General features: G+C 65.1%; 21 protein-coding genes. 10 read left to right on the forward strand and 11 right to left on the reverse strand.

What is annotated here, in order from left to right; translation table 11 throughout:
• Positions 1-17: 17 nt before the first annotated feature.
• On the reverse strand, positions 18-284 hold the full coding sequence (locus tag CR152_RS28640; protein ID WP_099880680.1) for a hypothetical protein: 267 nt from the start codon (positions 282-284) through the stop codon (positions 18-20).
• Positions 285-421: 137 nt separating this feature from the next.
• Here CR152_RS28640 and CR152_RS28645 point away from each other — a divergent pair, with 137 nt between their 5' ends.
• From CR152_RS28645 to CR152_RS34910, 3 genes are all read left to right on the forward strand, one after another.
• Entirely contained in the window at positions 422-1330 is a 909-nt protein-coding gene (locus CR152_RS28645; protein WP_229413677.1) for an alpha/beta hydrolase family protein, read from the forward strand.
• A 219-nt stretch (positions 1331-1549) separates the two neighbouring features.
• Entirely contained in the window at positions 1550-3172 is a 1623-nt protein-coding gene (locus tag CR152_RS34905; RefSeq protein ID WP_099880681.1) for a methyl-accepting chemotaxis protein, read from the forward strand.
• A gap of 238 nt (positions 3173-3410) precedes the next feature.
• Positions 3411-5030 (forward strand): methyl-accepting chemotaxis protein, encoded by a 1620-nt coding sequence (locus CR152_RS34910; protein ID WP_099880683.1) that lies wholly within the window; start codon positions 3411-3413, stop codon positions 5028-5030.
• On the opposite strand, the gene CR152_RS28660 is transcribed toward CR152_RS34910, so the two are convergent.
• Positions 5020-5313, reverse strand: coding sequence for a 2Fe-2S iron-sulfur cluster-binding protein (locus CR152_RS28660; RefSeq protein ID WP_099880685.1), 294 nt, complete (start codon positions 5311-5313; stop codon positions 5020-5022). The genes CR152_RS34910 and CR152_RS28660 overlap by 11 nt on opposite strands.
• Before the next feature lie 110 nt (positions 5314-5423).
• Between CR152_RS28660 and CR152_RS28665 the strand changes: the two genes are divergently transcribed.
• Both CR152_RS28665 and CR152_RS28670 read left to right on the forward strand, forming a co-directional pair.
• A complete protein-coding gene (locus CR152_RS28665) occupies positions 5424-6449 on the forward strand; it encodes a L,D-transpeptidase family protein (RefSeq protein WP_229413678.1) in 1026 nt (341 codons plus the stop codon).
• A gap of 52 nt (positions 6450-6501) precedes the next feature.
• Complete coding sequence (locus CR152_RS28670) at positions 6502-7230, forward strand: M23 family metallopeptidase (RefSeq protein ID WP_099880687.1); 729 nt, start codon at positions 6502-6504, stop codon at positions 7228-7230.
• On the opposite strand, the gene CR152_RS28675 is transcribed toward CR152_RS28670, so the two are convergent.
• Together CR152_RS28675 and CR152_RS28680 are read right to left on the reverse strand one after the other, a co-directional pair.
• The gene (locus CR152_RS28675) at positions 7231-8358 is read right to left on the reverse strand and encodes an HAF repeat-containing protein (protein WP_099880688.1); all 1128 of its coding nucleotides are present in this window, start codon (positions 8356-8358) and stop codon (positions 7231-7233) included.
• Between the two features lie 136 nt (positions 8359-8494).
• Positions 8495-10249, reverse strand: a complete 1755-nt coding sequence (locus CR152_RS28680) for a M4 family metallopeptidase (protein ID WP_099880689.1) — start codon at positions 10247-10249, stop codon at positions 8495-8497.
• Between the two features lie 206 nt (positions 10250-10455).
• Here CR152_RS28680 and CR152_RS28685 point away from each other — a divergent pair, with 206 nt between their 5' ends.
• A complete protein-coding gene (locus CR152_RS28685; protein ID WP_099880690.1) occupies positions 10456-11616 on the forward strand; it encodes a glycerophosphodiester phosphodiesterase in 1161 nt (386 codons plus the stop codon).
• A gap of 48 nt (positions 11617-11664) precedes the next feature.
• Here the strand turns inward: CR152_RS28685 and CR152_RS28690 are convergent, their stop codons facing one another.
• Positions 11665-13803 carry a TonB-dependent receptor gene (locus tag CR152_RS28690; protein ID WP_229413680.1) on the reverse strand — a complete coding sequence of 713 codons (2139 nt, stop codon included), beginning with the start codon at positions 13801-13803 and terminating at the stop codon, positions 11665-11667.
• 129 nt (positions 13804-13932) lie between these two features.
• Between CR152_RS28690 and CR152_RS28695 the strand changes: the two genes are divergently transcribed.
• Positions 13933-15114 (forward strand): PepSY-associated TM helix domain-containing protein, encoded by a 1182-nt coding sequence (locus tag CR152_RS28695; RefSeq protein WP_099880692.1) that lies wholly within the window; start codon positions 13933-13935, stop codon positions 15112-15114.
• Between the two features lie 581 nt (positions 15115-15695).
• Entirely contained in the window at positions 15696-18146 is a 2451-nt protein-coding gene (locus tag CR152_RS28700; RefSeq protein ID WP_229413682.1) for a TonB-dependent receptor plug domain-containing protein, read from the forward strand.
• A gap of 183 nt (positions 18147-18329) precedes the next feature.
• Here CR152_RS28700 and CR152_RS28705 read toward each other — a convergent pair whose 3' ends face one another.
• The 3 genes from CR152_RS28705 to CR152_RS28715 form a co-directional block, all read right to left on the reverse strand.
• Positions 18330-18731, reverse strand: a complete 402-nt coding sequence (locus tag CR152_RS28705) for a type II toxin-antitoxin system VapC family toxin (RefSeq protein ID WP_099880695.1) — start codon at positions 18729-18731, stop codon at positions 18330-18332.
• Positions 18731-18967, reverse strand: coding sequence for an antitoxin (locus CR152_RS28710; RefSeq protein WP_099880697.1), 237 nt, complete (start codon positions 18965-18967; stop codon positions 18731-18733). Before CR152_RS28710 ends, CR152_RS28705 begins: the two co-directional genes overlap by 1 nt.
• Before the next feature lie 188 nt (positions 18968-19155).
• On the reverse strand, positions 19156-20385 hold the full coding sequence (locus CR152_RS28715) for a serine hydrolase domain-containing protein (RefSeq protein WP_099880699.1): 1230 nt from the start codon (positions 20383-20385) through the stop codon (positions 19156-19158).
• An 88-nt stretch (positions 20386-20473) separates the two neighbouring features.
• Between CR152_RS28715 and CR152_RS28720 the strand changes: the two genes are divergently transcribed.
• Positions 20474-21133: a response regulator gene (locus tag CR152_RS28720; protein ID WP_099880701.1), complete on the forward strand. Its 660-nt coding sequence runs from the start codon at positions 20474-20476 to the stop codon at positions 21131-21133.
• Positions 21127-22491 carry a sensor histidine kinase gene (locus CR152_RS28725; RefSeq protein WP_099880703.1) on the forward strand — a complete coding sequence of 455 codons (1365 nt, stop codon included), beginning with the start codon at positions 21127-21129 and terminating at the stop codon, positions 22489-22491. Before CR152_RS28720 ends, CR152_RS28725 begins: the two co-directional genes overlap by 7 nt.
• An 86-nt stretch (positions 22492-22577) precedes the next feature.
• Here the strand turns inward: CR152_RS28725 and CR152_RS33395 are convergent, their stop codons facing one another.
• From CR152_RS33395 to CR152_RS28735, 3 genes are all read right to left on the reverse strand, one after another.
• On the reverse strand, positions 22578-22949 hold the full coding sequence (locus CR152_RS33395; protein ID WP_157778802.1) for a hypothetical protein: 372 nt from the start codon (positions 22947-22949) through the stop codon (positions 22578-22580).
• Between the two features lie 659 nt (positions 22950-23608).
• Entirely contained in the window at positions 23609-24547 is a 939-nt protein-coding gene (locus CR152_RS28730) for a LysR family transcriptional regulator (RefSeq protein WP_099880705.1), read from the reverse strand.
• Positions 24548-24628: 81 nt separating this feature from the next.
• Positions 24629-25426, reverse strand: a complete 798-nt coding sequence (locus CR152_RS28735; RefSeq protein ID WP_099880706.1) for a MipA/OmpV family protein — start codon at positions 25424-25426, stop codon at positions 24629-24631.
• Positions 25427-25429 lie beyond the last annotated feature (3 nt).

Genomic DNA, 25429 nt, shown 5'->3' on the forward strand with positions numbered 1-25429 from the left:
CCCCGGCACGCGCCGGATCAGCGCTCGGGCTCGCGCTCGCGCGCCATGGCCAGCAGGTTGTCGACTTCGATCCGTGCTACCTCCACGCCGGCAAGGCAAGCCACTTCCGGGGTGGCGTGGCCGCCGGCCGTCTGGCTGCGCGTGAGCGCTGGCGCGGGATCGGTATCCTGCCCGCCCTGCCCGGTCTTGGTGATGCGGTATTCGAAATCCCACTGGTCGCCGCAATCCTTGACCGGCGTGACCACGATGGTAAAACCCTTGTATTCGTCCGTTGTGATTTGCATATCATCCTCATTGTTGTTCGCAGCCTAGCATGGAAGGCCGCCGGCATGGCGCCGGCGCGCCAATCGTGCGCCGCCCCCTCCCCGGCGCGTGCCGGACCCGGTATAGTGGCGCTTCCCTCCGCTCCCGCCCGCCCACGATGAAGACTGCCCTGCCGTCCCTGGTTCCCGCCCTTCTGGTGCCCGCCGTGCTCGCCTCCGGCGGCGCCCTCGCTGCGCCGATGACCCTGGCCGACTACCTGGCCTTGAGCGGCCCGCCGCCGACCGCCAAAATCGCCTACGGCAGCGCGCCCTCGCAGTTCGCCGAACTGTTCCGCCCGGCCGGCCCCGGGCCGTTTCCGGTGGTGGTGCTGGTGCACGGCGGCTGCTGGACGGTGGAGTACGGCGGCATCAGCCAGATGCACAATGTGGCCGGGGCCCTGGCCGCGCGCGGCATCGCCGTGTGGAACGTGGAATACCGCCGCGTCGACGAGGAAGGCGGCGGCTATCCCGGCACCTACCTGGACATGAACGCCGCGCTCGACAAGCTGGCCGCCGAAGCGCCCGCCCACCAGCTCGACACCAGCCGCATCGTCGCGGTCGGCCATTCGGCCGGCGGCCAGCTGGTGCAGTGGATCGCGGGACGCAGCCGGATTCCCGCCAGCAGTCCGCTGTTCCAGCCCAGCCCCTTGCCGGTGCGCGAGGTGATCAGCCTGGGCGGCCTGGCCGACCTGCGCCACGAGCAGGCGCTGATCAAGACCAGCTGCGGGCGCGACCTGGCGCAACTGGCCGGCACGCCGAGCGCCAGCCGGCCCGATATCTTCGCCGACACCAACGCCGCCGAGCTCATGCCCAACGGCAGCCGCACGCTGCTCGTCACGGGCGAACTCGACACCATCTCGCCGCCGCGCGCGGCCCACGATTACGCGGCGCGGGCACGCGCCGCCGGCGACCGCGCCGAGGTGCTGATCCTGCCCGGCGCCAGCCACTACGATGAAATCGCGGCCAGCTCGCCAGCGTGGAAACTGATCCTGCCCTTGATCGAAACCGCCCTCGGCAGGAGCAGATAACCTGGCGCGCCCAGGCGGCAGACGTTGCCGGGCGACGCCAGACTGTGTCGGAAACCGCAGTCACCGACGAAAAGCGATTAACAGTTACATACGCTTCGCGTAGCGTGTCACTCAGGGCAGCCCGATCCGCGCTGTCCCGGCACGACCAGCATCAACCAGCAGAACCAGCAGCGCGCCCGCCATCGCCCGACCACGTCCAGACGTTATACGGAGAACCGCATGCTCGACAATCCGAAGCCAGGCACGCGCCTGCTGGCCGCTTTCCTGACCGTCGCCATCGTGGGCGCCATCGTGGCCGCTGCCGGCATCGTCCACAAAGCGGACATGATCGGGCAGGCCGGGCGCACCGACGATCAGACACTGGCCCGGCGCTCCCACGCCAAGCAAGCGCACATCCACCTGATCCATATCGGACGGGCCGGCGCGCTCCTTGCCGCGACGCCCGAGCAGGTGCGCCGCTTGAGCGGCCAGCTCGACAAGGCGCGCCCGCGCTACACGCTTGAGATAGGTAAAAAGCTGCGGGCCGAGGTCGACCGTGGCTTGGCCGGCTACGCGGCCAGGCTGCCGGACTTGCTGAAACAGGCGCTGGCTTTCACGCCCGAGGGCAAGGCCGCAGCGGCCGAACTTGCGCCCGGCCCGCTGGCGGCCAAGGCCAACAGCGTCGACGACCAGCTTTCCGCGCTGGCCCGCCCGAACGAGAAAAAATCCGCCGTGATGGCCGCCCCATCGAGCCGGCACGGCCAGGGCAGCCAGGCGCTGACGCTGGCCCTGGCGCTCGGCAGCCTGGGCGCGGGCGTGGGGCTGGGTTTGTGGATCACGCGCGGCCTGACGCGCCAGCTGGGGGCCGAGCCGGCCTGCCCGGTGCAGGTGGGCGGCGCGATGGCCGCGGGTGAATTGCCGAGCGTGATCCGGCCCCGCCCCGGCGACAACGACAGCCTGCTGCACGCGATGGAAACCATGCGCGCCGCGCTGGAGAGGATCGCAGCCCAGGTACGCAGCGGCACCGGCACCGTTGCCGCCGCATCCGGCCAGGGCGCGGCCGGCAGCCTGGGCCAGTCCGCGCGCACCGGGCAGCAGGCCAGCGCACCGGAACCGGCGGCGTCCTCGATGGAAGAGCTCACCGGCAGCGTCATGCGGAACGCCGACAATATGCGCGAAACCGATGTGCCGGCGGCGAGCGCGGCCGAGGTGGCCGGGCGCGGCGGCTCAGTGGCGCACACCTTGGCCTCGATCAACGATTCCTCGCGCACGATCGCCGATATCATCGGCGTCATCGACGGCATCGCTTTCCAGACCAATATCCTGGCGCTCAACGCGACCGTGGAAGCGGCAGAGGCCGGCGAACAGGGGCGCGGCTTTGCGATGGTGGCCAGCGAGGTGCGCAACCTGGCGCAGCGCTCGGCGGCGGCCGCCAGGGAAATCAAGACCCTGATCGACGATTCGGTCGGCCAGCTCGATGCCTGCGGCAAGCTGGTCGACCACGCTGGCGTGACCATGGCCGACATCGTGGAATCGATCACGCGCGTGACCGGCCTCATGTCCGGCATCGCGCCGGCCGGTGTGGAGCAGAGCGCCGGCATCGAGCAGGTGAACATGGCAATCAGCCAGATGCATGAAGTGACCCGGCAAAACGCGGCGCTGGTCGAACAGGCGGCCGCGGCGGCCGGATCGATGCAGGAGCAGGCGGCTCACCTGGCGCACGTGGTCAGTATCTTCAAGCTGGGCAACGAGCAGGCCGCGCGCGCGGCCGTACCGCTGCCCCAGGCGGCCGCGCGCGCAGCAGCCATGCGGCCACCGACCGTTGCGCTGGCGGCCGGCGCGGCGCCGGAGGGGGAAACATGAGCCAACAGATCTTCACGCAGCCCGGATAATGTTGCTGCATTGAAATTTTCGTGAAGTTCTCGCAAAAAAGTGCGCACGCGGACGAATATCGGTTATCAAGATGGCGAACTTGGCGTAGCGTGTACTCACGGAAGCCCGATCCGCTGTCCTCACTGCAATAGCAGCCTGCCCCATCGCGGCGGAGTGCCGCGCCCTTGCGCAACAGTCTGACCCCCCATACGTTTTCACGGAGACATCCATGCTCAACAACATGAAGGTAGGCACGCGCCTGCTCGGTTCCTTTCTGATCATAGCGCTGCTGGGAAGCGCGGTGGCCGCCATCGGCATCTTCAACATGGCCACCATGAACGAGCAGGCCGAGCTGGCGTACGACAGGGAATTGCTGGGCCTTTCGTATACCAAGCAAGCCAACATCGACCTGATCGGCATGGGGCGCGCCGCGCGCGGGGTGCTCCTGGCCGACACGCCGCAGGCCGTGCGCCTGTCCATGGCGCAGGTCGAGCAGTCGCGGCGCCAGCTGCACGACAACCTGGACCAGTCGCGCACGCGCTTCAAGACCGTCACCAGCAAGAGAATCCTGGCCGATGTCGACAGCAGCGTCGCCCAATACGAGGCGCTGCTGGCGCAGTTGATGACCCTGGCGCAGGACCGCACCCCCGAGGGACAACGCGCCGCCGCCCGGTTTGCGACCGGAACCGTGTCAGCGATGGGCAATCTTGCCGACGGCCACCTCGCGGCGCTGGCCAAACGCAAGGAGAAAACCTCTTCCGAAGCGGCCACCGCATCCCATGATCGCTACGAAAGCAGCCGCACCCTGATGCTGGCGCTGACCATCGGCAGCCTGGCGCTCGGCGCGGGCCTGGGGTGGCTCATCACGCGCCGCCTGACGCGCCAGCTGGGCGGCGAGCCGGGTTACGCGGTGCAGGTGGCCGACGCCATCGCCGCAGGCGAATTGTCGACCGTGATTCAAACCCGCTCCGGCGACAACCGCAGCCTGCTGTACGCGATGGAAACCATGCGCGCCGCGCTGGTCGGAATCGTGGCCCAGGTGCGCAGCGGCACCGATACCATCGCGACCGCATCCGGCCAGATCGCGGCCGGCAACCTGGACCTGTCCTCGCGCACCGAGCAGCAGGCCAGTTCGCTGGAACAGACCGCGTCCGCGATGGAAGAGCTCACCAGCACCGTCAAGCAGAACGCCGACAACGCGCGCCAGGCCAATGTGCTGGCGGTGGCCGCTTCCGAAGTGGCCGGACGCGGCGGCGCGGTGGTGGCCGAGGTGGTCCACACCATGGCATCGATCAACGATTCCTCGCGCAAGATCGTCGATATTATCGGCGTCATCGACGGCATCGCTTTCCAGACCAATATCCTGGCGCTCAACGCGGCCGTGGAAGCGGCGCGCGCCGGCGAGCAGGGGCGCGGCTTTGCGGTGGTGGCCAGCGAGGTGCGCAACCTGGCGCAGCGCTCGGCGGCGGCCGCCAGGGAAATCAAGACCCTCATCAACGATTCGGTCGACAAGGTCGACGCGGGCGGCAAGCTGGTCGACCAGGCCGGCGTGACGATGGCCGAGATCGTGCACTCGATCACGCGCGTGACCGGCATCATGTCCGGCATCGCCTCGGCCAGCATGGAGCAGACCGCCGGCATCGAGCAGGTGAACATCGCGATCAGCCAGATGGATGAAGTGACCCAGCAAAATGCGGCGCTGGTCGAACAGGCGGCCGCAGCGGCGGGCTCGATGCAGGAACAGGCGGCCACGCTGGCACGCGTGGTCAGCATTTTCAAGCTGGGCAACGACAAGCCCGCGCGCCCGGCCTTGGCGGGGCCGGCGCGTGCGCGCGCACTTATGGCGTGACGCGGCGCGCCGCCGGCGCCCACAGAACCAGGTCGGCGCGCGCCACCGCCACGCACGGCAAGGTCTCGCCGGCGCGTCGTTCGTCCGCGCTCAGGCCCGGCCAGTCGATCAGGTAAGCCACCTCGCCCGCCGCCACCCGGCACAGGCAGGTGCGGCAGGTGCCGTTGCGGCAGGAACTGGGCAGCACGATGCCGGCGTCCTCGGCCGCCAGCAGCAGCGCGCGCCCTGCGCCCGCCTCGAAGCGCCAGCCGGCCGGCTGCACGGTAATCAGATAACTGTCCATGCGCGCATTTTACCCGGCCCGCCTGCCCTTCCAGGCCTTAGTACGGTGCCGCACAGACTATATATCCGACCGGAACTAATCTAAGCTATCCGATTCCCAAGGGGCTTTAATTGAAACCATCTTCGCTTTGCCTGATCGCCGCCATGTTTGCAGGCGCGGCCACCATTCCAACCGCCATGGCCGCCAGCGCGCCGTCCACCCTGACGATCGAGGCTGTCAATGCGGCGGGCAAGACGCCTGACCCGGCCGCCAAGCCAGCCAAGCCGGCCAAGGGCGCGAAAGCGGGCAAGCTGGCGGCGCCGGCCCTGCTGCGCGCCCAGGTCCTGCTCGACCGCGCGCGTTTTTCGAGCGGCGAGATCGATGCCGCGTCCGGCTCCAACATGCGCCTGGCGCTGGCCGGCTTCCAGAAGAAAGCTGGCCTCGAACCATCCGGCACGCTTGACGAAGCGACCTGGACCGCGCTGAACGCCGACACCGCCGACGCCCTGCTCAGCCACACCCTGAGCGACGCCGATGTGGCCGGTCCGTTCCAAGCCATTCCCGAGAGCATGGCCGAGAAAGCCAAGCTGACCTCGCTCGGCTACGGCAGCGCGGCCGAAGCGCTGGGTGAAAAATTCCATGTCAGCCCGGCCCTGCTGGCGCGCCTCAATCCAGGCAAGGATCTCGGCCGCGCCGGCGAGACCATCGTCGTGCCGAACGTGCTCGACACCGAGCCGCTGCCGAAAGCGGCCAAGATCGTGGTGGACCGCTCGGACCGCTCGCTGACCCTGCTCGACGCCGAGGGCAAGGTCCTGGCCCAGTTCCCGGCATCGACCGGCAGCTCGCACGATCCGCTGCCGATCGGCACCTGGAAGGTGAACGGCGTGGCACGCCAGCCGGTCTACCACTACAACCCGAAACTGTTCTGGGATGCCAGCCCGGGCGACAAGAAAGCCAAGCTGCCGGCCGGCCCCAACAACCCGGTGGGCGTGGCCTGGGTCGATCTGTCGAAAGACCATTACGGCATCCACGGCACCCCGGTGCCGGCCTCGATCGGCAAGACCCAGTCGCACGGTTGCATCCGCCTGACCAACTGGGATGTGGCCACGCTGACCGAGTCGGTCGGCTACGGCACCGAAGTGCTGCTGCAGGAATGAAGCAAGAGAAAAATTGCTCGGCACACCCTTCACAACGAAAAAGGATAATTTTATGAAATGGCTTCTTACTTTCCTGGCAGGCTTGCTGCTCGGCGCAGGCTCCCTGTTCGGCTACTTGCGCGCGGTGCCCAAGCCGGCCGAGGTGGTCGTGGTGGCGCCTGCGGTGCCGGCGCCGGCGCCGGCCGCAGCCGCTGCAACGCCCCCGAGCGGCGTGTCCTTGCCGGTCTCCGACCTGCCCGGCGCCCCGGTGGTAAGCACCGACCTGACCGAACTCGATTTGCCGCTGCGTCCGGCCGCCAGCGAGATCGCCGCGCCCGCCGCGAATGGCGCCAACCCGGCCGCCGTGCCGGCCAGCGGCAAGCTGATGGTGCCGGTCGAGGGCATCAAGCTGTCCAGCCTGCGCGACAATTTCGACCAGCCGCGCGGCGCCGACCGTCACCATGAAGCGTTGGACATCATGGCGCCCAAGGGTACCAAGGTGCTGGCGGTCAGCGACGGCAAACTGGTCAAGCTGTTCAACAGCAAGCCGGGCGGCCTGACGGTGTACCAGTTCGATCCGAGCGAAAAATACGCGTATTACTACGCGCACCTGGACCGTTACGCCGAGGGCGTGAAGGAAGGCATGGAACTCAAGCGGGGCGATCTGGTCGGCTATGTCGGCGTGACCGGCAATTCGGACCCGAACGCACCCCACCTGCACTTTGCCGTGGTCGAACTGACCGCCGAAAAGAAATGGTGGAAAGGCACGCCTATCAACCCATTCCCATTGCTGGGCGAGTAATCAGTTCTGGCGCAGGGCGCGCACGCGCCGTGCGCGCCGCATGCCGAGCAGCATCATGCCTGCTCCGAGCGCCAGGATGGCCGGCGTGCCCGGTTCGGACACCTTGGCCACGCCATCGTCCGGCGTGAGCAGGAAACCGCGGCACAGGCCGGTCGTATTGCAACCGTGCGCCGTGATCTGCCCCAGGTCGTTGATATCGGCCGCGTAGTTGAGCGTCCACCCGAAGCCCGGCCCCACCAGCGAATTCAAATCGAGCATCGTGCCATCCGCGTACAGGAAGGCGTGCACGGCCATGCCGCCGGCGATGTCGGAACTGCCCACCGCATGGCCCGCATTGTTGATCCCGTAACTGACGCTGTTGGCGCCGCCCAGGGTGTTCAGGTCGGTCATCACGCCATTGTCGTACATGAAGGCATGCGCGTTGGCGTCGCCCGCCAGATAGGAAAACCCCACCACCGCGCCACGGTCGTTGATCCGGTTCGCTTCGCTGTAGTTGCCGCCCAGGGTGCCGAGGTCGCGCATGCCGCTGTCGTCGGCGCGAAAGGCGTGATACTGGCCGTTGGCCAGTTCCGAGCGCCCCACCACCACCCCGCTGTCATTGATGTCCGTGCCGAGGCTGCTGTCGCCGCCCAGGGTGCCGAGGTCGCGCATCTGGCCGCCCGGCGTGTAGCGAAATGCCGCCTGGGTGCCGTCGGCGCGGTCGGCGCTGCCGCCGACCTGGCCGGCATTGTTGATGCCCTTGGCGGCGCTGTTGCTGCCGCCCAGGGTGCCGAGGGTGTCGATCTTGCCCCCGCTAAAAGTGACCGCGCGCGATTCGCCGCTGCCGGTCAGCACCTGGCCGGCCGCCACCCCGGCGTCGTTGATGCCGCTGGCAAAGCTGCGCGTCGACTTGTCGGGACTCAGGCTTTGCATGGCGCCGCCGCGCGAGACGTAGGCGCTGCTGATGTTGTTGCTGTTGAGCGAGTAACCGACCACCGAGCCGCTGTTGTTGATGGCGCGCACGTCGCCGCTGTCGCCGCCGAGGCTGCCCAGATTCTTGACGGAATATAAAGGCGCGGCCTGTGCAGCGGCCGGGATCAGGAAAACGGACAGCAGACCGAGCTGCAACAGACGCGGTGTAACGGGCATGAGGGACTCCAGAACGATGAACAGACGCGCCAGGCTGCCTGGACGCGTGCGTCGATTCTAATCCCGATTTCCTCACGCACATTATGTTGCCCACAAAATAGTTCCGACCGTACACACATCACCCCGAAATTTTGGATTAAGGCAACTGTTCGTTGATATCGCTCCCCACATTCACTGCCGCGTAGGCGCGCTGCACGGCCACCGCCTCCTTGCTGTTCTTGCCATACAGTTCCTCGGCGGCGGCCAGCACCTTGGCGCGCGCATCCTTGTAGTCGGTAATTGAGGTAAAGCGCGTGGTGGCCGCGTTGAACCAGATGCGGTACGCCTTGTCGAGGCCGATGCCGCTCATCGCCCGCGGCGTGGCGGTGAGGTAGGTGCTGTGGGCCTCGCTGGCGGGGTCGGCGTGCGAGCCCTGTGCCAGGAAATAAAACATGCGGTTGTTCGGGCCGCTGCTGTAATGCACGTCCAGGCGCCTGAGCCTGGACGACCAGGCATCCGGACTGGTGCCATCCTTGCTCGGGCGAATCATGTAGCGCAAGGGCGTGCCGGTCTTGCTGATCTCCTTGCCGATCATCCAGTCGTTGCCGCCGGCGGGAATCAGCGTGCCGCCGGCGCCGGCGCGCGCGTAGGCTTCCACCACTTCGCCGGTGATGTCGGACGACGATTCGTTCAAGCCGCCCGACTCGCCCGCGTACACCAGGCGCGAGGTGGCGTCGGTCACGCCATGGCCCATTTCGTGGCCCACCACGTCGAGCGCGCCCAGGCTGTTGAAGGTCGAGCCGTCGCCGATGAACATGCATTTGCAGGTATCGCTGTAGTAGGCGTTGTCGTAGGCCGTGTTCACGTGGGCGGCAATGTAGGTGGCGGTGTCCTGCCCGTCCAGCGAATGCCAGCCCAGCGCGTTCCTGAGCATGTCGTAGGTGCTGGCCAGCCCCCACATGGCGTTGACCGCCGCGGTCTGGCCGTTGGCGTCGGTGGTGCTGCCGCCGGCGATGTACTGCTTGCCGTCGCCCCAGGCATTGCTGCTGTTGGTGAACACCTCCCCGGCGCTGCTGCCGTGATTGGCGTTGGTCACGGCCAGCCCGCCGAACTTGCCGCCCTTGGCGCGCAGCGGATCGATCATGCGAAAGCCGGCGCCGCCCTCGCTGGTGCTGAGCGGCACCTCGCCGCTGTACTGGCTCTTGCCGGTGCCGGCGGCGCTTTGCAGCATGCTCCACTGCGCCAGGATGCGCCCGTTGCGGGCGCTGACGATGGTGTCGTGGTAGACCGGCAGCGGGCCGGCGCGCAGGCGCGTGCCGACCAGCCAGGCCAGCTCATAACCGGTCACCACGTCGGCCATGTCGAGCGCGTTGAGGGCGTCGTCGGTCTTGCCCAGCGCGGCCGGCAGGCGCTCGCTACGGACCAGCGGAAAGACGATCAGTTCGGCCGCCGGCGGCGTCTCGGCCACGGCACCGGCGCGCACCGAGCGCAGCACCACGGCGATGGCCTCGGCCGCCGTCAGCGCCGGCTTCACATCGAATTCGGCCGTGGCCGCTCCGAGCTGGTTGGCGCTGCCGCGCCCGAGGTGGACGCGCCGCGCCGAGACCGATTCGCGCACGATCTTGCCGGCGCCATCGGCCACCAGCACCGATTCCGAACCGAACACGCGTACGCCCTTGTACGTATGGTGGGCGCGCACCACCGTGCTACCCTGCAAGCCTGGATGCCGGGAAGCGAGCAGGAAATGGTGGTCGGCATCCAGCCCGTGCCGGGCCCGCTGCGCGGCCAGCTGGCCGACCAGCGCGGCGGCGTTCGGTGTCGGCGTCACGGGACCGTTCATCAATGGCGGTGCGGCGGCGCCGGCCAGGTGAACAGCGAGCGCAACAGCCAGCAGGATCGGACGAATTGTCATCAGGCATCTCCAGTGAAAAGGCCCTACCCCAGAAACGGCGCAGGCAACACCGATTGTCACAGCAGATATCCATGAAGAATTTGCTCAAGCGCAAAGAAAAGCCGAAATCCGCCACGCTCGCCGTCATCGTACGGTCATGCAAGCTTGCTACGCTCTGCGTTTTTGCAGTTTCAACACTTGTTCCCACCACACCGGAGTCCATTGCGATGTACCAAGCGTCCCGTACCACCCTGTCCCTGATGTGCGCCGCCAGCGTTGCGGCCTTGATGACCGCTTGCGGCGGCGACGACACCCCCGAGCTGCAAAATCCCGGCGCCAGCTGGCCGCCGCAGCCGACCGTGACCGCGCACCGCGGCGCCTCGGCCCTGCGTCCGGAACACACCTTGGCGTCGTACCAGAAGGCGATTGAAGACGGCGCCGACATGGTCGAACCGGACCTGGTGGCGACCAGGGATGGGGTGCTGGTGGCACGCCACGAAAACGAAATCTCGGGCACGACGAACGTCGCGGCGCTGCCGCAGTTCGCCAGCCGCAAGGCCACCAAGACCATCGACGGCATTCCCGTCAGCGGCTGGTTCACGGAAGACTTCACCCTGGCCGAACTGAAAACCCTGCGCGCCAAAGAGCGCATTCCCGCCAACCGCCCGGCCAATACCGCGTTCGACGGCCAGTTCGAGGTGCCGACCTTGCAGGAAGTGGTCGACCTGGTGAAGAAGGAAAGCCAGGCGCGCAAGAAGACCATCGGCATCTACCCCGAGACCAAGCATCCGACCTACTTCAAGAACATCGGCCTGCCGCTCGAAAAGCGCCTGGTCGACCTGCTGGTGGCCAATGGCTATCGCGGCAAGGACGCCGCGGTGTACCTGCAATCGTTTGAAGTGGCCAACCTGAAGGAATTGCGCAAGCTGACCGACATGCGCATCGTGCAGCTGATCGACAATCCGGCCAACCCGCCGGCGGCCAATGGCGCGCCGCGCAATGCGCCCTACGACTTTGTCGCCGCCGGCAGCAAAAAAACCTACAAGGACCTGACCACGCCGGCCGGCCTGAAAGAGATCGCCACCTATGCCGACGCCGTCTCGCCCTACAAGGAAGTGATCATCGCGCGCACCGCCGCCAATGAACTGGGCGCGCCGACCAGCTTCGTGGCCGACGCCCACGCCGCCGGACTGAAAGTGCACACCTGGACCCTGCGTCCGGAAAACCCGTTCCTGCCGCCGACCATGCGGCGCGGGAACGTGGCCTCGCCGAGCGAGCGCGGTGACGCCGTGGCCGAAATCACGGCCTACCTGAACGCCGGCATCGACGGCTTCTTCACCGACGATCCGGCCGTGGGCCGCGCGGCCGTCGCCCAGTTCAAAAAATAGCCGGCACAGCGCGTCGCCGGTGCCGGCAGCACCAAGCGACGCGCAGCGTTACCAGGTGCGGTTCCAGCTGAGCGCCAGGGTGCGTCCGCGGCCCGCGAACGTCCCGGTCGCGTCGAGCGCCGCCGCCGATTGCGAGTAGTAGCCGACATACTGCTTGTCGAGCACATTTTCCACGCTGACCCCGATGCGCCCGTACGCGCTCTCGAACGTCACGGCCATGTCGGCCAGGGTGTAGCCCTTGAAATGCTCTTCCAGGTTGCTGGTGCCGACCTTGCGTCCGATGTTGATGTCGCGGTCGCGCAGGTGGCTCGCCTGCACGCGCAGCTGGGCCTTGGGCGCGAACTGCCAGTTCGCCCCGAGCACACCCTTGTCCGGACCCTGCGAGCGCGCCGACAGCGCCAGGTCGAGCGGCGCGCCCTGGCTGGCCGCCGTTTTGCCGTCGGTGACGGCGTAGCTGCCGAACACCGACACCGTCTTCACCGGCCGCCAGTCGCCCGACACTTCCCAGCCCTTGACCACCGTCGGCACCCGCTCGACCGAGCCGATGCCGGCCGCATTCACGCGCAGCACGCTGCCCAGCTTCGAGCGCGAATCGTAGCGCGACAGGCCCACCTGCCCATCGGCGCCGCGCCAGTTGACGCCGACTTCGTTGTTGCGCGTGATGATGGGTTTCAGGTCGATCAGGGTCGCCACCGACTTGCCGTTGGTGTTCACGCCACGCAGCACCAGGCCCACGTCGGGCAGGCCGAAGCCTTCGGAACTGGCCACGAAGGCCGACCAGCGCGGTGCGAAGCGCCACACCGCGCCGATATTCCTGATCGACTTCGAGAACTCGGTCTCGCCGCCCTCCACCAGCCGGTTGCCGTAGGCCGCCAGAGTGGTGTAGGTGTCGACCGTGAGCCTGGCCTGCTCATGGCGCACGCCGCCGCGCAGCGTCACCGGGCCGATTTCATATTCGAGCTGCGCGAACGGCGCCGTCGATTTGAATTGCAGCTGCGGCACCCAGGTGCGGTTGGTGGCGGCCAGGCGCTGCAGGGTATTGTCGTGCAGGATATCCAGGCCGACCGTCATTTCCAGCCCATCGGCCAGCATGTCGGGACGCACCCAGGTCATGCGCGCGCCGCGCTTGTCGGCCACGATCTGCGACTGGTCCCACAGGGTGCCGACCGGCGCCAGGCGCACATCCTGGAAGGTCGCCACCGGCGTGGCGCCGTACAACGCTTCGAAATCGTGGCTGAACAGCTGTGCGCTGAAGGCGCCGCCGAACAGTTCATCGTGGCGGTAATCGAGGCTGGCGCTGCGCACCTTGTTACGCGGCGGCTCGCCCGGCGCCCGGCCCGGCAGCGATGTCGTGGTCACCCCGGCGGCCACCACGCCCGGCTCGTTCCTGTAGTCGCCCTCGCCGCGCAGGTTGAAGCGGTTCAGGCTCAATTGCATGCGCTGGGCACCGAAGCGCTGGCCGATCTTGAGGAACAGGTCGTCGCCGCGGCTGTCGAGGGTGTCGCCCTGGACGTTGTCGATGCCGAGGCGGCGCCCGTCGCCGTCGTAGCCCATGCCGCGCCGCTGCAGGCCGACGTAGCCGAGCAGGTCGAAGCCGCCATCCTTGTGGGTGACGCTGTAGCCGGTTTTCCAGTCCAGGTTATCGGAGCGCAGCTGGCTTGATGCGCGCACGTTCAGGCCGTGCGTGGTGCCGTCGGCGCGCGCGGTCTTGGTGATGTAGTTGATGATGCCGCCGGTCGCGCCCATGCCCTGCATGGCGGAGGCGCCGTTGATCACTTCGATGCGCTCGATGATGGCGCTGTCGGCAAAATAGCCCTCGCGCGAGCCGGCGCGCAGCGGGTTCGATTGCGGTATGCCGTCGAGCAGGATCAGCGGCTGGCGTCCGCGCAGCGATTCGCCGGTCGAGGTCATTTTCTGCCGACTCGGCGCGTAGCCCGGCACGTAGGTCGCCAGCGCTTGCGAGGGGTCGTCGGCGATCAGGTATTGCGATGCCAGTTCCTGCTGGCCGATGACAGAAATCGCGCCCGGAATCTTGTCCACGGCCTTGGCGCCGCGCGTGGCCGTGACCACCACCGTGCTGGAGGATGCGGCCTCGGCGCCGGCGCCTTGCTGGGCCAGCGCGTCGGTGTTCGCCATGAGCAGGCAGGCCAGCGCAACCGCGCGGGAAAGGGGCGTCAGTGTGGTCATACGGGGAAAATCCTTGATGGTGGGACAGATGTGTTGACATTCGGAGTACAATGTGAATGATAACGATTCCCATTCAATTATTCAAGAAGCATTAAATACGATGTGTCCTGCCCTCGATTGTTCCTTCCCATGAAACCCGCCATCCGCTTTGTCCACCTGTGGGCCGGACTGATTTTCGGGACCATCCTCGTCGTCCTCGGCCTGACCGGCAGCGCGCTGGCGTGGATGCACGAACTCGATGTGCTGCTCAATCCCACCCTGCTGCAGGTCGCGCCGCCGCCCGGCATGGCGCGCGGCGCCGCCATGCGCGTGGCGCCGGCCACCGTACAGGCGGCCACCGAGCGCCTGCAGCGCGATCCGCTGTACGGGCGCCCCAGCCAGCTGATGTTCCCGGAACGTGCCGGCGACGTGTTCGTGGCGTGGTACCGCGATCCGAAACAGCAGGCATCGACCTGGAACGTGGCCGTGTCGCGCCAGGTGATGCTGGACCCGGCCACCCTGGCCGTGACCGGCGAGCGCACCTGGGGCGGCTTCGCTTTCTCGCGCCCGCAACTGATGTCGACCCTGTTCCACATTCACCGCTACCTGGTGGCGGGCGACACCGGCAAGACCGTGATCGGGGTCACCGGCGTGGCGCTGCTGCTGCTTTCGATCACCGGCATCGTGCTGTGGTGGCCGCGCATGACGGCGTCCGCCATCAAGGGCGCGCTGACGGTGCGCCATGGCGGCAACTGGCCGCGCTTTAACTTCCAGCTGCATCGCGCCGGCGGCTTCTTTGCCGCGCCGGTGCTGCTGGTGCTGGCGGTATCGGGCGTGTATTTCAATATGCCGCAGTGGGTGCTGCCGGTGGTGGGCGCGGTGGCCACCCTGGCCCCGGCCGGCAAGCCGGTCAACCTTAGCGCGCCCGATGCGGCGCCGATTGCCCCATCGGCGGCGATGGCGGCGGCGCAGGCGCAGTTTCCGAACGCGCGCGTATCGCGCCTGGCGCTGCCGGCCAAGCCCGGCCAGCCTTATGAAATCCGCCTGCGCCAACCAAGCGAACTGCGCGCCGGCGACGGCGCCACGCGCGTGTCGATCGACGCCGGCGACGCCAGCGTGCTGCGCACGGTCGACCCGCAGCGCGCCCCGGCCGGCGATACATTCTTGAGCTGGATGTTCCCGCTGCATACCGGCGAAGCATTCGGCATCGCGGGACGCACCTTCATCAGCATCTTCGGCGTGGTGCCGCTGATGTTCTTCGTGACCGGGCTGGTCATCTGGATCAAGCTGCACCGCCCCAGGAAGCGCAAGGCCAAGCCCATCGCTGCCTGAGCTGACGGAGATGTTGCGCCATCCACGGCGCGATGTCCCGTCGGCCACCGACGCCGGCGGCATCGGACAAATACTTTATACGGTTTACCTTTCGCGAAACTTGCATTCTCCGGCTGACAGGCCGGCCTCCCTACCCTCGTTGTATTCTGTTCACTCCACCTGCCCCACAGTCCAATTTCATGGACATTCCTACATTCTGTCTATAGATTAGATGCGGCAATCGTTGTTAATTAATATTCCACAAAACAAACATTGAACATGGGGAGGTGTCCGCGTTTTTCGCTGGATCCGAGGCAGATCACGCCACGGCAGGCACATCTGAAACAAAGTCCACCTCACGCAACAAGGCTGCAAAGGTCGCCTGTTTTTCACCCGTTTTCCCATTCAGGGTGAGGCGACAGCTTGAGCTTTTCTTGATCTAACTGCATCCGCCAAGAGAGATTTTAATGAAAAAGACTTTTCCAATTGCAGTCATGTTGTTATCCACTGGCGCCGCCGTCGCGCAAAGCCCTCCGCCTCAACCACCCGCTCCCGACACTGCCGCCCCCGCCGCAGCCCCAGCGGAAGAAATTCAGAAAGTCGTGATTGTCTCAACCGGTAGCCGCGGTTCGCAGCGCACCGTCGTCGATGCGCCCGTCCCGGTCGACATCATCAACACCAAAGACTTGAACAAGACTGGCCAGATCTCGCTGGACAAGGCCCTTGGCATGCGCGTGCCCTCGTTTAACACCGTGCAGACCCCGGTCAATGACGCCACTTCCCTGCTCGATCCTTACGAGATCCGCAACATGGGGCCGAGCCGTTCACTGATCCTGATTAACGGCAAGCGCAAGAATTCGAGCGCGCTGATTTACACCCAGACCTCCCCAGGCCGCGGTGAAAGCGGTTCCGACATTTCCGCCATTCCGCAAGACGCGATCAAGCGCATCGAAGTGCTGCGCGACGGCGCGTCGGCCCAATACGGCTCCGACGCGATTTCGGGCGTGGTCAACATCATCCTGAAAGATAATCCTCAAGGCGGCTCGCTGACCGCGCGCGCCGGGGTCACCCACGAGGGCGACGGCAAGATGGGGGCGCTGAGCCTGAACCATGGCATACCCCTGTCCGACAAGGGCTTCGTCAACTACACGATCGACGTGTCGAAAGTCGGCCTGGCCGAACGCTCGGGCATCGTGGACGGCCGCGGCGACGCTGCCGACTTCGGCGCCGACCTGCAAAAGGACGTGCTGCCATTCCTGGCCAAGTACCCTACCGCCGGCAACATCAACGGCTCGCCTGAAACCAAGGCCAACAAGTTCCTGGTCAACAGCCGTCTCGATATCACCGACGAGTTCAGCATTTACGGCAACGCGGCCTACGTCAAGAAACAGGTCAACAGCTTCGCCAACTACCGCACGCCGTACTGGCGTCCGACCGACTTCGGCCTGCTGCATGCGGCCGACCAGCCGTATGTCGGCTATGTGCCCGACTTCATCGGCAAGCTCGACGACTACAACGCGACCCTGGGCGCCAAGTTTTCCGTGGGCGACTGGAACGGCGACGTCAGCCTGACCATCGGCGGCAACAAGCAAGCCTATGAAGTGCACAACTCGGTCAACCGCGGCATTGAAAACGCGCGTCTCGACGCCATCGCCGCGGGCAAGACCCCCGGCCCGCGTTCGCCGACCAGTTTCGATGCCGGCGGCACGCGCTTTCGCCACACCGTGGTCAATGCCGACGTCTCCAAGCAGGTCAACGATTCCATCAATGTGTATGCCGGTACCGAGCTGCGCAGGGAAAAATATGACGTCATCGCCGGCGAATTCGCTTCGTACACCGCGGGCGGCGCCGATTCGTATGCCGGCAACATGCCGGAGAATGCCCTGTCGGCCGACCGCAAGAACTACGGCATTTACGGCGGCAGCATGTTCGACATCACCAAGCAGTGGCTGATCGACCTGACCGGCCGCTACGAAAAATACAGCGACTTCGGCAACGCCACCGTCGGCAAGCTGAGCACCCGCTACAAGGTCAGCGACATGGTCACGCTGCGCGGCTCGCTCTCGAGCGGCTTCCGGGCGCCGTCGCTGCACCAGATCTACACCCAGAAGAAGCAGTATGCCTTCGTGCCCGGTTCGGGCATCCAGGTATCGGGCCTGACCAACAATATGTCGCCCGAAGCGCGCGCGCTCAACGTGCCGCAGCTGAAAGCGGAAAAGTCGAAAAACGTGACGCTGGGCCTGGGCTTGACGCCCGATGCCAACACCAGCGTCACGCTCGACTACTACCATATCTCGCTGAAAGACCGCATCATCCTGGGCAAGGAAATCAAGCCGACGGGCGATTCGACACAGGAACTGGACAAGATCCTCGCCGCCGGCGGCGTGGTCTCGCTCAGTTTCTTCGCCAATGCGCTCGACAGCCAGACTTCCGGCATCGACTATGTCGTCAGCCGCAGGAATATCCCGGCCCTGGACGGCAAGCTGGCGGTGAACCTGTCGGGTAACTACACGCTGAAGAACGAGCGTGACGGCGCGATCAACAACCCGCCGGCGATTGCCGCCGCGCGCCAGTCGGTGCTCGACGCGACCCAGGAAGCGCTGATGTTCACCTCGCGTCCGAAGCACAAGACGGTGCTCGGCCTCGATCTGGATTACAGCAAGTTGAACTTCTCGCTCAACAACACGCTGTACGGCCCGACCCAGTTCCGCAATGCGGGGCTGGACGACAACCTGATGGTCAAGTTCAAGACCCGCACCGTGACCGACTTCGCGCTCAACTACCAGTTGACGAACAACACCACCCTGTCGTTCAACGTCAACAATATGTTCGACGTCCTGCCGAAGTGGGATCTGAAGCCGGTCAACAACACCGCCAAGGGGAACGACATCCTGACCAGCACGGCCAAGGATCCGAAGACCGGCATGACTCCGCGTGAAACCCAGGTCAACCTGATCACCTTCAACGGACGCTACCCGATCGTGACCTACGATGGCTCGCATTTCAGCCAGCTGGGCCGTGCGTACAATATGTCGCTCAACGTGCGCTTCTGATCATCCGATGATCGCGCCGGTAAAGATGTTCCCGTCTTGAACCGGCGCCGGCAAAGCTGGTTGGCGGTGCGCTGGAAAAAACTTCCAGCCCGCCGCCGGCCAGTTCCTCCTGACTGAACCGATGCCGACGTCGCGTTGCATGAGGCTGTGGGCTAGTTCGCTCGTGTCATTTTCCAAAAAAAGTCAGCCGTTGACCCAGTTTTCCAGTCTGAGCCCAGGGTAGGCGACAAAGTCGCGTTCGTTATTTGTGACAAGAGTCACGTCAAGCGCCACGGCATGCGCTGCGATGAGCTTGTCGAGCTGATCCTTTTTGCGGTCGCGCGTCGCTTCCCTGATCGGGCCATACGCCACCGCTGCAGAAGCATCGAATGGAACGACGTTGATATCTTTTACGAGTGCAGCGAGGTTCTGCCGTTCACGCAAGATATTCGCGGAGATGGTCACGCCATATTCCAGTTCGGCGAAGGTAATCGCCGACATGACCACATCGCCCACGTAGCATTGGGCAAAGCGCCTGGCCACTTGCTCAGGTTGCTCCCTCATCAAATAGATGCAGATATTGGTGTCGAGCATGTACAACGGCATTACAACGCCTCCCGGTCGCTCTGCTCCTGGTCGCCGCGTCCGTCCGCCATGAAATCAGGCCCGAATTGGGCAAATTTATCCAGCACACCAGCAAGCGAGCGCCGTGCAGGGCGAATGCGAAGCTCGTCGCCGACACGTTCAATTTCCAGTTCAATGTCGGTCCGATCATAGGCCAGTTCGGAGGGAATCCGGACCGCCTGCGAATTTCCATTTCGAAAAACTTTGGTCGTTTTCATCTGCTTGTCCAGAGGTGTACCCGGATGTAATGTACCACGCCTTCATCACCGTACATACATGTGTGCACAACGGTGAACAGCGGGTGCTGGCGCGGCCCATGTGTACCTCCACGCGCGGGTTCACGGACAATGGGGCAACTGAAGCGCCAACTCCCGAATTGGCAACCTGCCTGACGATCCGCGCGGCGCTACAGGCCCGCGTCCTTGAGCGCCGCCTCGATCCGATGCAGCGCCTGTAGCTGATACGATGCGTCGCCTGACGGATTGTTGTCGGCCAGCTTATTCATCATCACCGTATAACTGATGCCTGACGAGAGTTGGCGCAGCACGGTTGAAACGCCGGGATCGGCGCCGGTGAATCCACCATTATTCTTCGCGCCGTCGAGCGGCACGCCTTCCGGCATGCGGTAGTGGGCCGCGAACAGCGTCATCGCCTTTGCCGTGGAGATCATCTGGCCGGCCGGAGCCCAATTTTCGGCCCGGACTGCGCCGTCGAGCGCCAGGACAGTGGTGCCGGGGAAAAAGACGCTAGGCGCCATGATCGTGGTGATGTAATGCGGCTCGCGCGGATGACGATCGCGCATCAGCGAGCGCATCACCTGGAAATCGTCCTTTGGAACGCCCAGCGGCCCCATGATGTTTTCTTGAACGTAGGTGACGTAGCCCGCCCCGGACGCCTTTTCGATGATCTGTCCGAGTAACAGATAGCCAAAATTCGAATAGGCCGTTTTTGTGCCAGGGACGAAATCGAGTTGCTGGCGCAGGACAAAGCGAATGATATCGTCCTGTTGCGGCGGCGCCGACAAGCCGAGCGATTGCTGGATATCGAACTCGGATTGCATCGGGTCGCCGCTGATGTCGGCATCCCAGCCACCTTGATGTTCCAGCAGCTGGGCGATGGTGATCGCGCCTGCCCGGGCATCGGGCAACGCCGGCTGCAGTTCGCGCGCCAGCCAGCATGGAGCGTTGAACCCGGTGCAAAACACATGGTCGGTGAGGGCGAGCTTGCGCTCGCGCGCCAGTTTCTGGATCGCCGCGGCGGTGACCGGCTTGACGATGCTGGCGGTGATGAACAGGGCATCGGCCGGCAGGGCAATCTGGCGGGCGCTATCGCGATGGCCATAGCCACGCTCGGCGAGCATGACGCCATCCTTGGCCACCGCCACCGTGGCGGCGGTGATACCATTGGCGGCCATGAAAGGCTTCATGGCGGCGTCGATTTTGCCATTCAGATCGCTGCTGCAAGCAAGCAGTTCGGCCACCGATGCGCCGGGCTGCTGCGCCGTGCAAGTAAGCGATTTGCCGGCATTCGACGCCACGTCGCCACTGCTTCCGCCGCCACATCCGGCCAGCACGGCAATGAAAGCGGCGCCAATAACGGACTGCGTTGCGCCAGGTAGATACGATAACAATTTCATGCGACTCCTTCTTCAGTTCAAAGTAAGACGCGATTATCGCAACAGTAATCTTTTGCAAATCTTAAGACCGGCAGATCTATAATGCGCGATGCACATACTGATCATTGAAGACGATCTCGACCTCGGTCGAGCCCTGCAGAAAGCGCTCCGTCTGGAAGGTTTCAGCAGCGAGTGGCTGCGCCAGGCCGTCGACGCGCCCCGCTCGTTCGAGGGCCTCCACTACGCCTGCATTCTGCTGGACCTGTCGCTGCCGGACGGCGACGGGAAAACGCTGCTGGCCCGCTGGCGCAGCGAGGGCGTGGCAATTCCCATCATTATCATGACGGCACGCGGCGCACTGGAAGAGCGCATCGCGGGGCTCGACGGCGGTGCGGACGATTTCATCGTCAAGCCTTTCGCCACGGTGGAACTGGCCTCCCGCATGCGCGCCGTGCTGCGCCGCTATGCGCAGCAGTCCACGCAAGTGTGGACCATCGGCGATCTAGAACTGGAGCCAAAGTCCTATCTGGCGCGACTGGCCGGAAATCCCGTCGATTTGTCGCGCCGCGAATTTCAGCTGATGCTGGAACTGGCGCGCGAACCGGGTGTCGTGGTGTCGAAAAGCGCCCTGTCCGAGCGCCTCGAACCGCTCGGCGAGCCGGTCAACTTCGGCGCCATCGACGTGCATATCTTTAACTTGCGCGGCAAGATAGGCGGGCACCGGATCCGCACCGTGCGCGGGGTTGGCTACATGCTCGTCCCATGCTGAATTTTCTCCGCCCCACGCTGGTCAGGCGCGTGGTCCTGGCGCTGATGATGGCGTTTTTCATCGCCTGGTTGTTGTTATTGGCGGTGATATTCATCGAGGCGGTAGATCCGGCCGTCACGGACAAGAGCATCCAGGAGGTGGGACAGGGACTGGGCGCATCGCTGGCGCGGCTCGACAATGCGGGAGAAGCACGCGCCGTCGCCGCAGCCACGTCGGAACAGATCGAGCGGCTCTACCGCACCTACGACATTCCGGCACTCATGCTGATCCAGCTGAACGATCAGGATGGAACGCGCTTGTATTCATCCCCCGCGGCCGGCCCCGCCCTGCCGGACGGCAGCCTCGGCGCGCTGACGACGGCACGTGTCAATGGCAGGTCGTTCCGGGTTTTCAAGGGCACGGCCGGGCGCTGGACGGTCACGGTGGCCGGGTCGAGGGTGGACGACAGCTTTTTGCTGATGTCGATCACGCGCGACCTGGTCTATTATCTGCTGATCGCCTTTCCCTGCATTCTGCTGCCGGTCTGGATTGCCGTCTCGCGCGGCATGCGCCCGCTGCGGCAAATGAGCAAGCGGATCGCCGCGCGCGGCACCGACGACATGTCGCCCACCGGCGTCGATCCGATCTATGCCGAGCTGACGCCGCTGGCGGGCGCGCTGGACCGCCTGCTTGCGCAACTGCGCGAGAAAATCGCCCGCGAACATGGCTTCGTCCAGGACGCCGCGCACGAACTGCGCACGCCGATGGCGGTCATTTCCGCCCAGGCCCACGTACTGGCCGTCGAGCCTGAACTGGAGGGGCGGCGCGAAGCGCAGCGCCATCTCGATCAGGCGATCGGGCGCGGATCGCACCTGATTGCGCAGTTGCTAGCGCTGGCGCGGGTGGACAGCACGCGCGTCGGCGACACCAGCACCATCGACGTGGCCCATCTGGTGCGCCACGAACTGGCGCGGTCGGCGCCAACAGCGATGGAAAACGGCATCGAACTGGCGCTGGAGGCGCCCGAGCGCTTGCCGTTCACACTCGAGGTGCATGCGTTTCAATCGATCCTGAACAACCTGTTGGACAACGCGCTGCGCTATGCGCATGCCGGCGCCAATATCGGCGTCGAACTGGCTCGGGAAAACGGCTATCTGACGCTCGCCGTTGCCGACGACGGGCCGGGTATTGCGGAGCCGGACCGGGCGCATATCTTCGAGCGCTTTTACCGCGCCAGGTCGCAGGACAAGACCGGCTCGGGCCTCGGCCTGGCGATCGTCAAGCAGGCCACATTGCGGATGAACGGCACGGTCACGCTGACGCCAGGTCCGGGCGGGCGCGGTTGCCGCTTCGTCGTGCGGATCGCGACGCCGCCATGATGGGACCTGCCGATGACTTGCGCGGCTGCCGTGCCGGTTCAAGGATGCCTGACGGTCCAGGCCGATAGCTGACGAATTACACGCGCCTATTGAATTTTGCAATACGCAGTTCCCCGGTCCGGTCCGATTGCTTCGACTACGCAATAATGTGCACCTGTCGTGCGGGTTGTAACTTCATGGTCATTGGTATCACCTCTGAAATTGTCGCTCAAGACAAACCTGCCGGTTTCGGAATCGACGATCCTGCAATGGCCAAGATCGGGAGCGTATGCAATATTGATCGTGCACCGGTAAGCGATCTTTTTATCCGCACCAGCATTGACGGTACCGGTTTGGCAGCGTCCTTCGGACGAACGGCAAGTCTTGGCGTTTTGCGCCCACGCGGAGTGCATTGACCCAGCTAAGGTGAACATTGTAGCCGTCAGCACAACGGCTTTCAGGGTGATTTGCTTAGACATGATTACTCCCTTTTTCCAAGTACACGAACCACGCTTTCACAGCGCGGCTTGGCTGACTTTCTCGCAAAAGATATATTCAATTGAGATGAATCCTCCCCCTGCAGGAACTGCCAGGCCGACTGTGACGATTGAACCAGGCTCTCCTCGTCGTACCGCTCGTATAGCGTTTCTGATTCGATCCGTGGTTCCCGCATCACGCCATGGCACTCGGAGTTAGTTCTCATCATGTCGCGGTCTTTCAAGCCTCCGTTGGGGCAGCTCAATCAATCTGATGCGTTTTACGAGGTGCGCGGAGCGGCGAGGATAAGCTGGCGCACGAGGCCAGTTCGGCCAACCGGGGCACCGGTGTGCCGATGCGGCCGCTGTCAACCGCTTGCATGGCGCTGCCCGGCTTTTCGAGGCGGGCAGCGCCGCCAAGGAAAAGCAATACGTGGATGGGAGAAAGGAATTCCTGAGCTATACGGTGCTCAGCCGTCAGGTCGTGCCATCGCCACGCGGCAAAAGAACGCGGCGTTGCGCCCGCGATCTCACTTACTGCAGCAATAACTCTTCCGGTACCGCTTGAGATGGTCCTGCTTTTGCCATGTGCGGACTACCATTCTCTCACCTGAACGTGGACAGACGGGATGCCATCGTACAGTAGCGAGGATGCGGCCGGGCTAACTGGCGCTACGCTGGTAAAACCCTTCCAGCTCGCTGCGCACCAGCTCCTGGCCGTGTTCGATCACAAAATCCTGGAACGCGGCGGCCACCTTGGGGATCGGCTGGCCGGCCAGGTGCATCACCTGCCAGTCGGCGTCGACCGGATTGCCCTTGAGCGGAAGCATGCGCAGCAAGCCGGATTTGAATTCGAGCGCGCAGGCGTGCACCGACAGGAAGCCCACGCCCAGGCCCGCCGACACCATGCGCTTGATCGCCTCGTTGGACGAGACTTCGGAGCCGAAGTTAAGCGCGTGTCCGCCCTCCTTGAACAGCCGCTCCACCGCCGTGCGCGTGCCCGAGCCGCGCTCGCGCACCAGCAGATTGGCGCCCACCACATCGGCCAAGGTCAGCTTGCGCTTCTTCATCAATGGATGGTCGGCGGCGGCCACGAAGCCCATCGGGTGGCGCGCGAAGCGGGCCGCGTTGGTGCGCAGTTCGCGCGGCGGCGTGCCCATGATGGCCACGTCGATCTCCTGGCGCGCCAGCATGTTGACGATTTCAACCCGGTTGCCGACCTGGAGTTTCAGGCGCACGTCGGGCCGCTCCAGCGTGAACGGCACCAGCAGCGGCGGCAGCAAATGCTCGGCCGTGGTGACCGCGCCGATGCGCAGCGTGCCGCTGGTGACGCCCTGCAGCGCCGACAGCTCCTCGCCGGCGTGCTCCCACAGGCGCAGGATGCGTTCGGCGAAATCGACCATCACCTCGCCGGCCGCGGTCAGCTGGATGCCGCGCCCGTCCTTGCGCACCAGCGCCACGCCGGTGATGCTTTCCAGCGTGCGCAGTTGGAGCGACACCGCCGGCTGCGTCACGTGCATGGCCTCCGCCGCTTTCGACACGCTCTCGTGGCGGGCCACGAGAACCAGCGACTGGAGCTGGCGGAAGCTGGCGTGATACATAAGCTATTCCCTATCGATGTGTGAATTACGCGATAAACCCGTTTCTGCCACGCCATGATAGACCAGTTGGCGCGGCCCGGTTCAGAATGCGTAATTGACCGTCACCGCCAGCAGCGGCGCCGTCTTGCGCTTGACGATCGGGCTGTCGGCGGCGTCGCCCACGATGCTGACCACGCCGGCCATGGTGTTGACCGACCATGCCTTGCCCAGCTTGCGGTTCCAGTTGATACCCGCATTCACGCGCGAAAAACCGGCCTTGGTGTCGTAACGCTTGTAGCCGGACGTCAGGCTCTGGGCCGCGGTAACGCCATAAAACGCCTGCATGTTCTTTTTGTCGCTGTAGGTGGCCGACACGAACAGGCCCAGCTGGTTCGCTTCGCTCTTGATCAAAGGTGCCTGCGCGCCAAACTCATAGCTGTTGCCGCGCTCGCGGTGCGTGAGCGCCATCATGGCGCGCATGCCGATGCCGATGCCGCCGTCGAACTCATAGCCGACACCGAACACACCCAGCGCCGACGTCTTGATTTCGCCCATGCCCCTGAGCGCGTCGGATCCCTGCGAGATGCCGTGATCGCGGTCGCTGCGGCTCGGCGCGACGCCGAGCGCGCCGCTCAGGGACACCGGCCCGAACTTGGTCTTGTAGCCAATGCCGCTCACCGTGCTGGCGAAAAACCCGCTGCTGTGCTGATAGTCGGCCACCAGTACCGGCACTGCCCGGTTCTTGTCGCTGCCGGAGTATTCGGGAATGGCCGCCACGCCCAGGCCCAGGGTCATGGTCGATTCGCCCGGCTTGGCGGGGGCGACGCCCATCTCGGCGGCATGAAGGGTGGGAGCAAGCGTGCTCAGCAGGATGATGGCGGCGTGGCGAAAACGTAACATGAC

Origin of the sequence: Massilia violaceinigra (assembly GCF_002752675.1) — a bacterium.
GTDB lineage: Bacteria > Pseudomonadota > Gammaproteobacteria > Burkholderiales > Burkholderiaceae_D > Telluria_A > Telluria_A violaceinigra.

What these genes read in the sequence shown, in the direction of transcription:
- CR152_RS28730 (WP_099880705.1), bottom strand. Translation starts at nt 24,547, where the DNA reads ATGTATCACGCCAGCTTCCGCCAGCTCCAGTCGCTGGTTCTCGTGGCC.
- CR152_RS28685 (WP_099880690.1), top strand. Translation starts at nt 10,456, where the DNA reads ATGTACCAAGCGTCCCGTACCACCCTGTCCCTGATGTGCGCCGCCAGC.
- CR152_RS28645 (WP_229413677.1), top strand. Translation starts at nt 422, where the DNA reads ATGAAGACTGCCCTGCCGTCCCTGGTTCCCGCCCTTCTGGTGCCCGCC.
- CR152_RS28705 (WP_099880695.1), bottom strand. Translation starts at nt 18,731, where the DNA reads ATGCCGTTGTACATGCTCGACACCAATATCTGCATCTATTTGATGAGG.
- CR152_RS28660 (WP_099880685.1), bottom strand. Translation starts at nt 5,313, where the DNA reads ATGGACAGTTATCTGATTACCGTGCAGCCGGCCGGCTGGCGCTTCGAG.
- CR152_RS28695 (WP_099880692.1), top strand. Translation starts at nt 13,933, where the DNA reads ATGAAACCCGCCATCCGCTTTGTCCACCTGTGGGCCGGACTGATTTTC.
- CR152_RS28715 (WP_099880699.1), bottom strand. Translation starts at nt 20,385, where the DNA reads ATGAAATTGTTATCGTATCTACCTGGCGCAACGCAGTCCGTTATTGGC.
- CR152_RS28725 (WP_099880703.1), top strand. Translation starts at nt 21,127, where the DNA reads ATGCTGAATTTTCTCCGCCCCACGCTGGTCAGGCGCGTGGTCCTGGCG.
- CR152_RS28640 (WP_099880680.1), bottom strand. Translation starts at nt 284, where the DNA reads ATGCAAATCACAACGGACGAATACAAGGGTTTTACCATCGTGGTCACG.
- CR152_RS28680 (WP_099880689.1), bottom strand. Translation starts at nt 10,249, where the DNA reads ATGACAATTCGTCCGATCCTGCTGGCTGTTGCGCTCGCTGTTCACCTG.
- CR152_RS28710 (WP_099880697.1), bottom strand. Translation starts at nt 18,967, where the DNA reads ATGAAAACGACCAAAGTTTTTCGAAATGGAAATTCGCAGGCGGTCCGG.
- CR152_RS34905 (WP_099880681.1), top strand. Translation starts at nt 1,550, where the DNA reads ATGCTCGACAATCCGAAGCCAGGCACGCGCCTGCTGGCCGCTTTCCTG.
- CR152_RS28675 (WP_099880688.1), bottom strand. Translation starts at nt 8,358, where the DNA reads ATGCCCGTTACACCGCGTCTGTTGCAGCTCGGTCTGCTGTCCGTTTTC.
- CR152_RS34910 (WP_099880683.1), top strand. Translation starts at nt 3,411, where the DNA reads ATGCTCAACAACATGAAGGTAGGCACGCGCCTGCTCGGTTCCTTTCTG.
- CR152_RS28735 (WP_099880706.1), bottom strand. Translation starts at nt 25,426, where the DNA reads ATGTTACGTTTTCGCCACGCCGCCATCATCCTGCTGAGCACGCTTGCT.
- CR152_RS28670 (WP_099880687.1), top strand. Translation starts at nt 6,502, where the DNA reads ATGAAATGGCTTCTTACTTTCCTGGCAGGCTTGCTGCTCGGCGCAGGC.
- CR152_RS33395 (WP_157778802.1), bottom strand. Translation starts at nt 22,949, where the DNA reads ATGTCTAAGCAAATCACCCTGAAAGCCGTTGTGCTGACGGCTACAATG.
- CR152_RS28720 (WP_099880701.1), top strand. Translation starts at nt 20,474, where the DNA reads ATGCACATACTGATCATTGAAGACGATCTCGACCTCGGTCGAGCCCTG.
- CR152_RS28690 (WP_229413680.1), bottom strand. Translation starts at nt 13,803, where the DNA reads ATGACCACACTGACGCCCCTTTCCCGCGCGGTTGCGCTGGCCTGCCTG.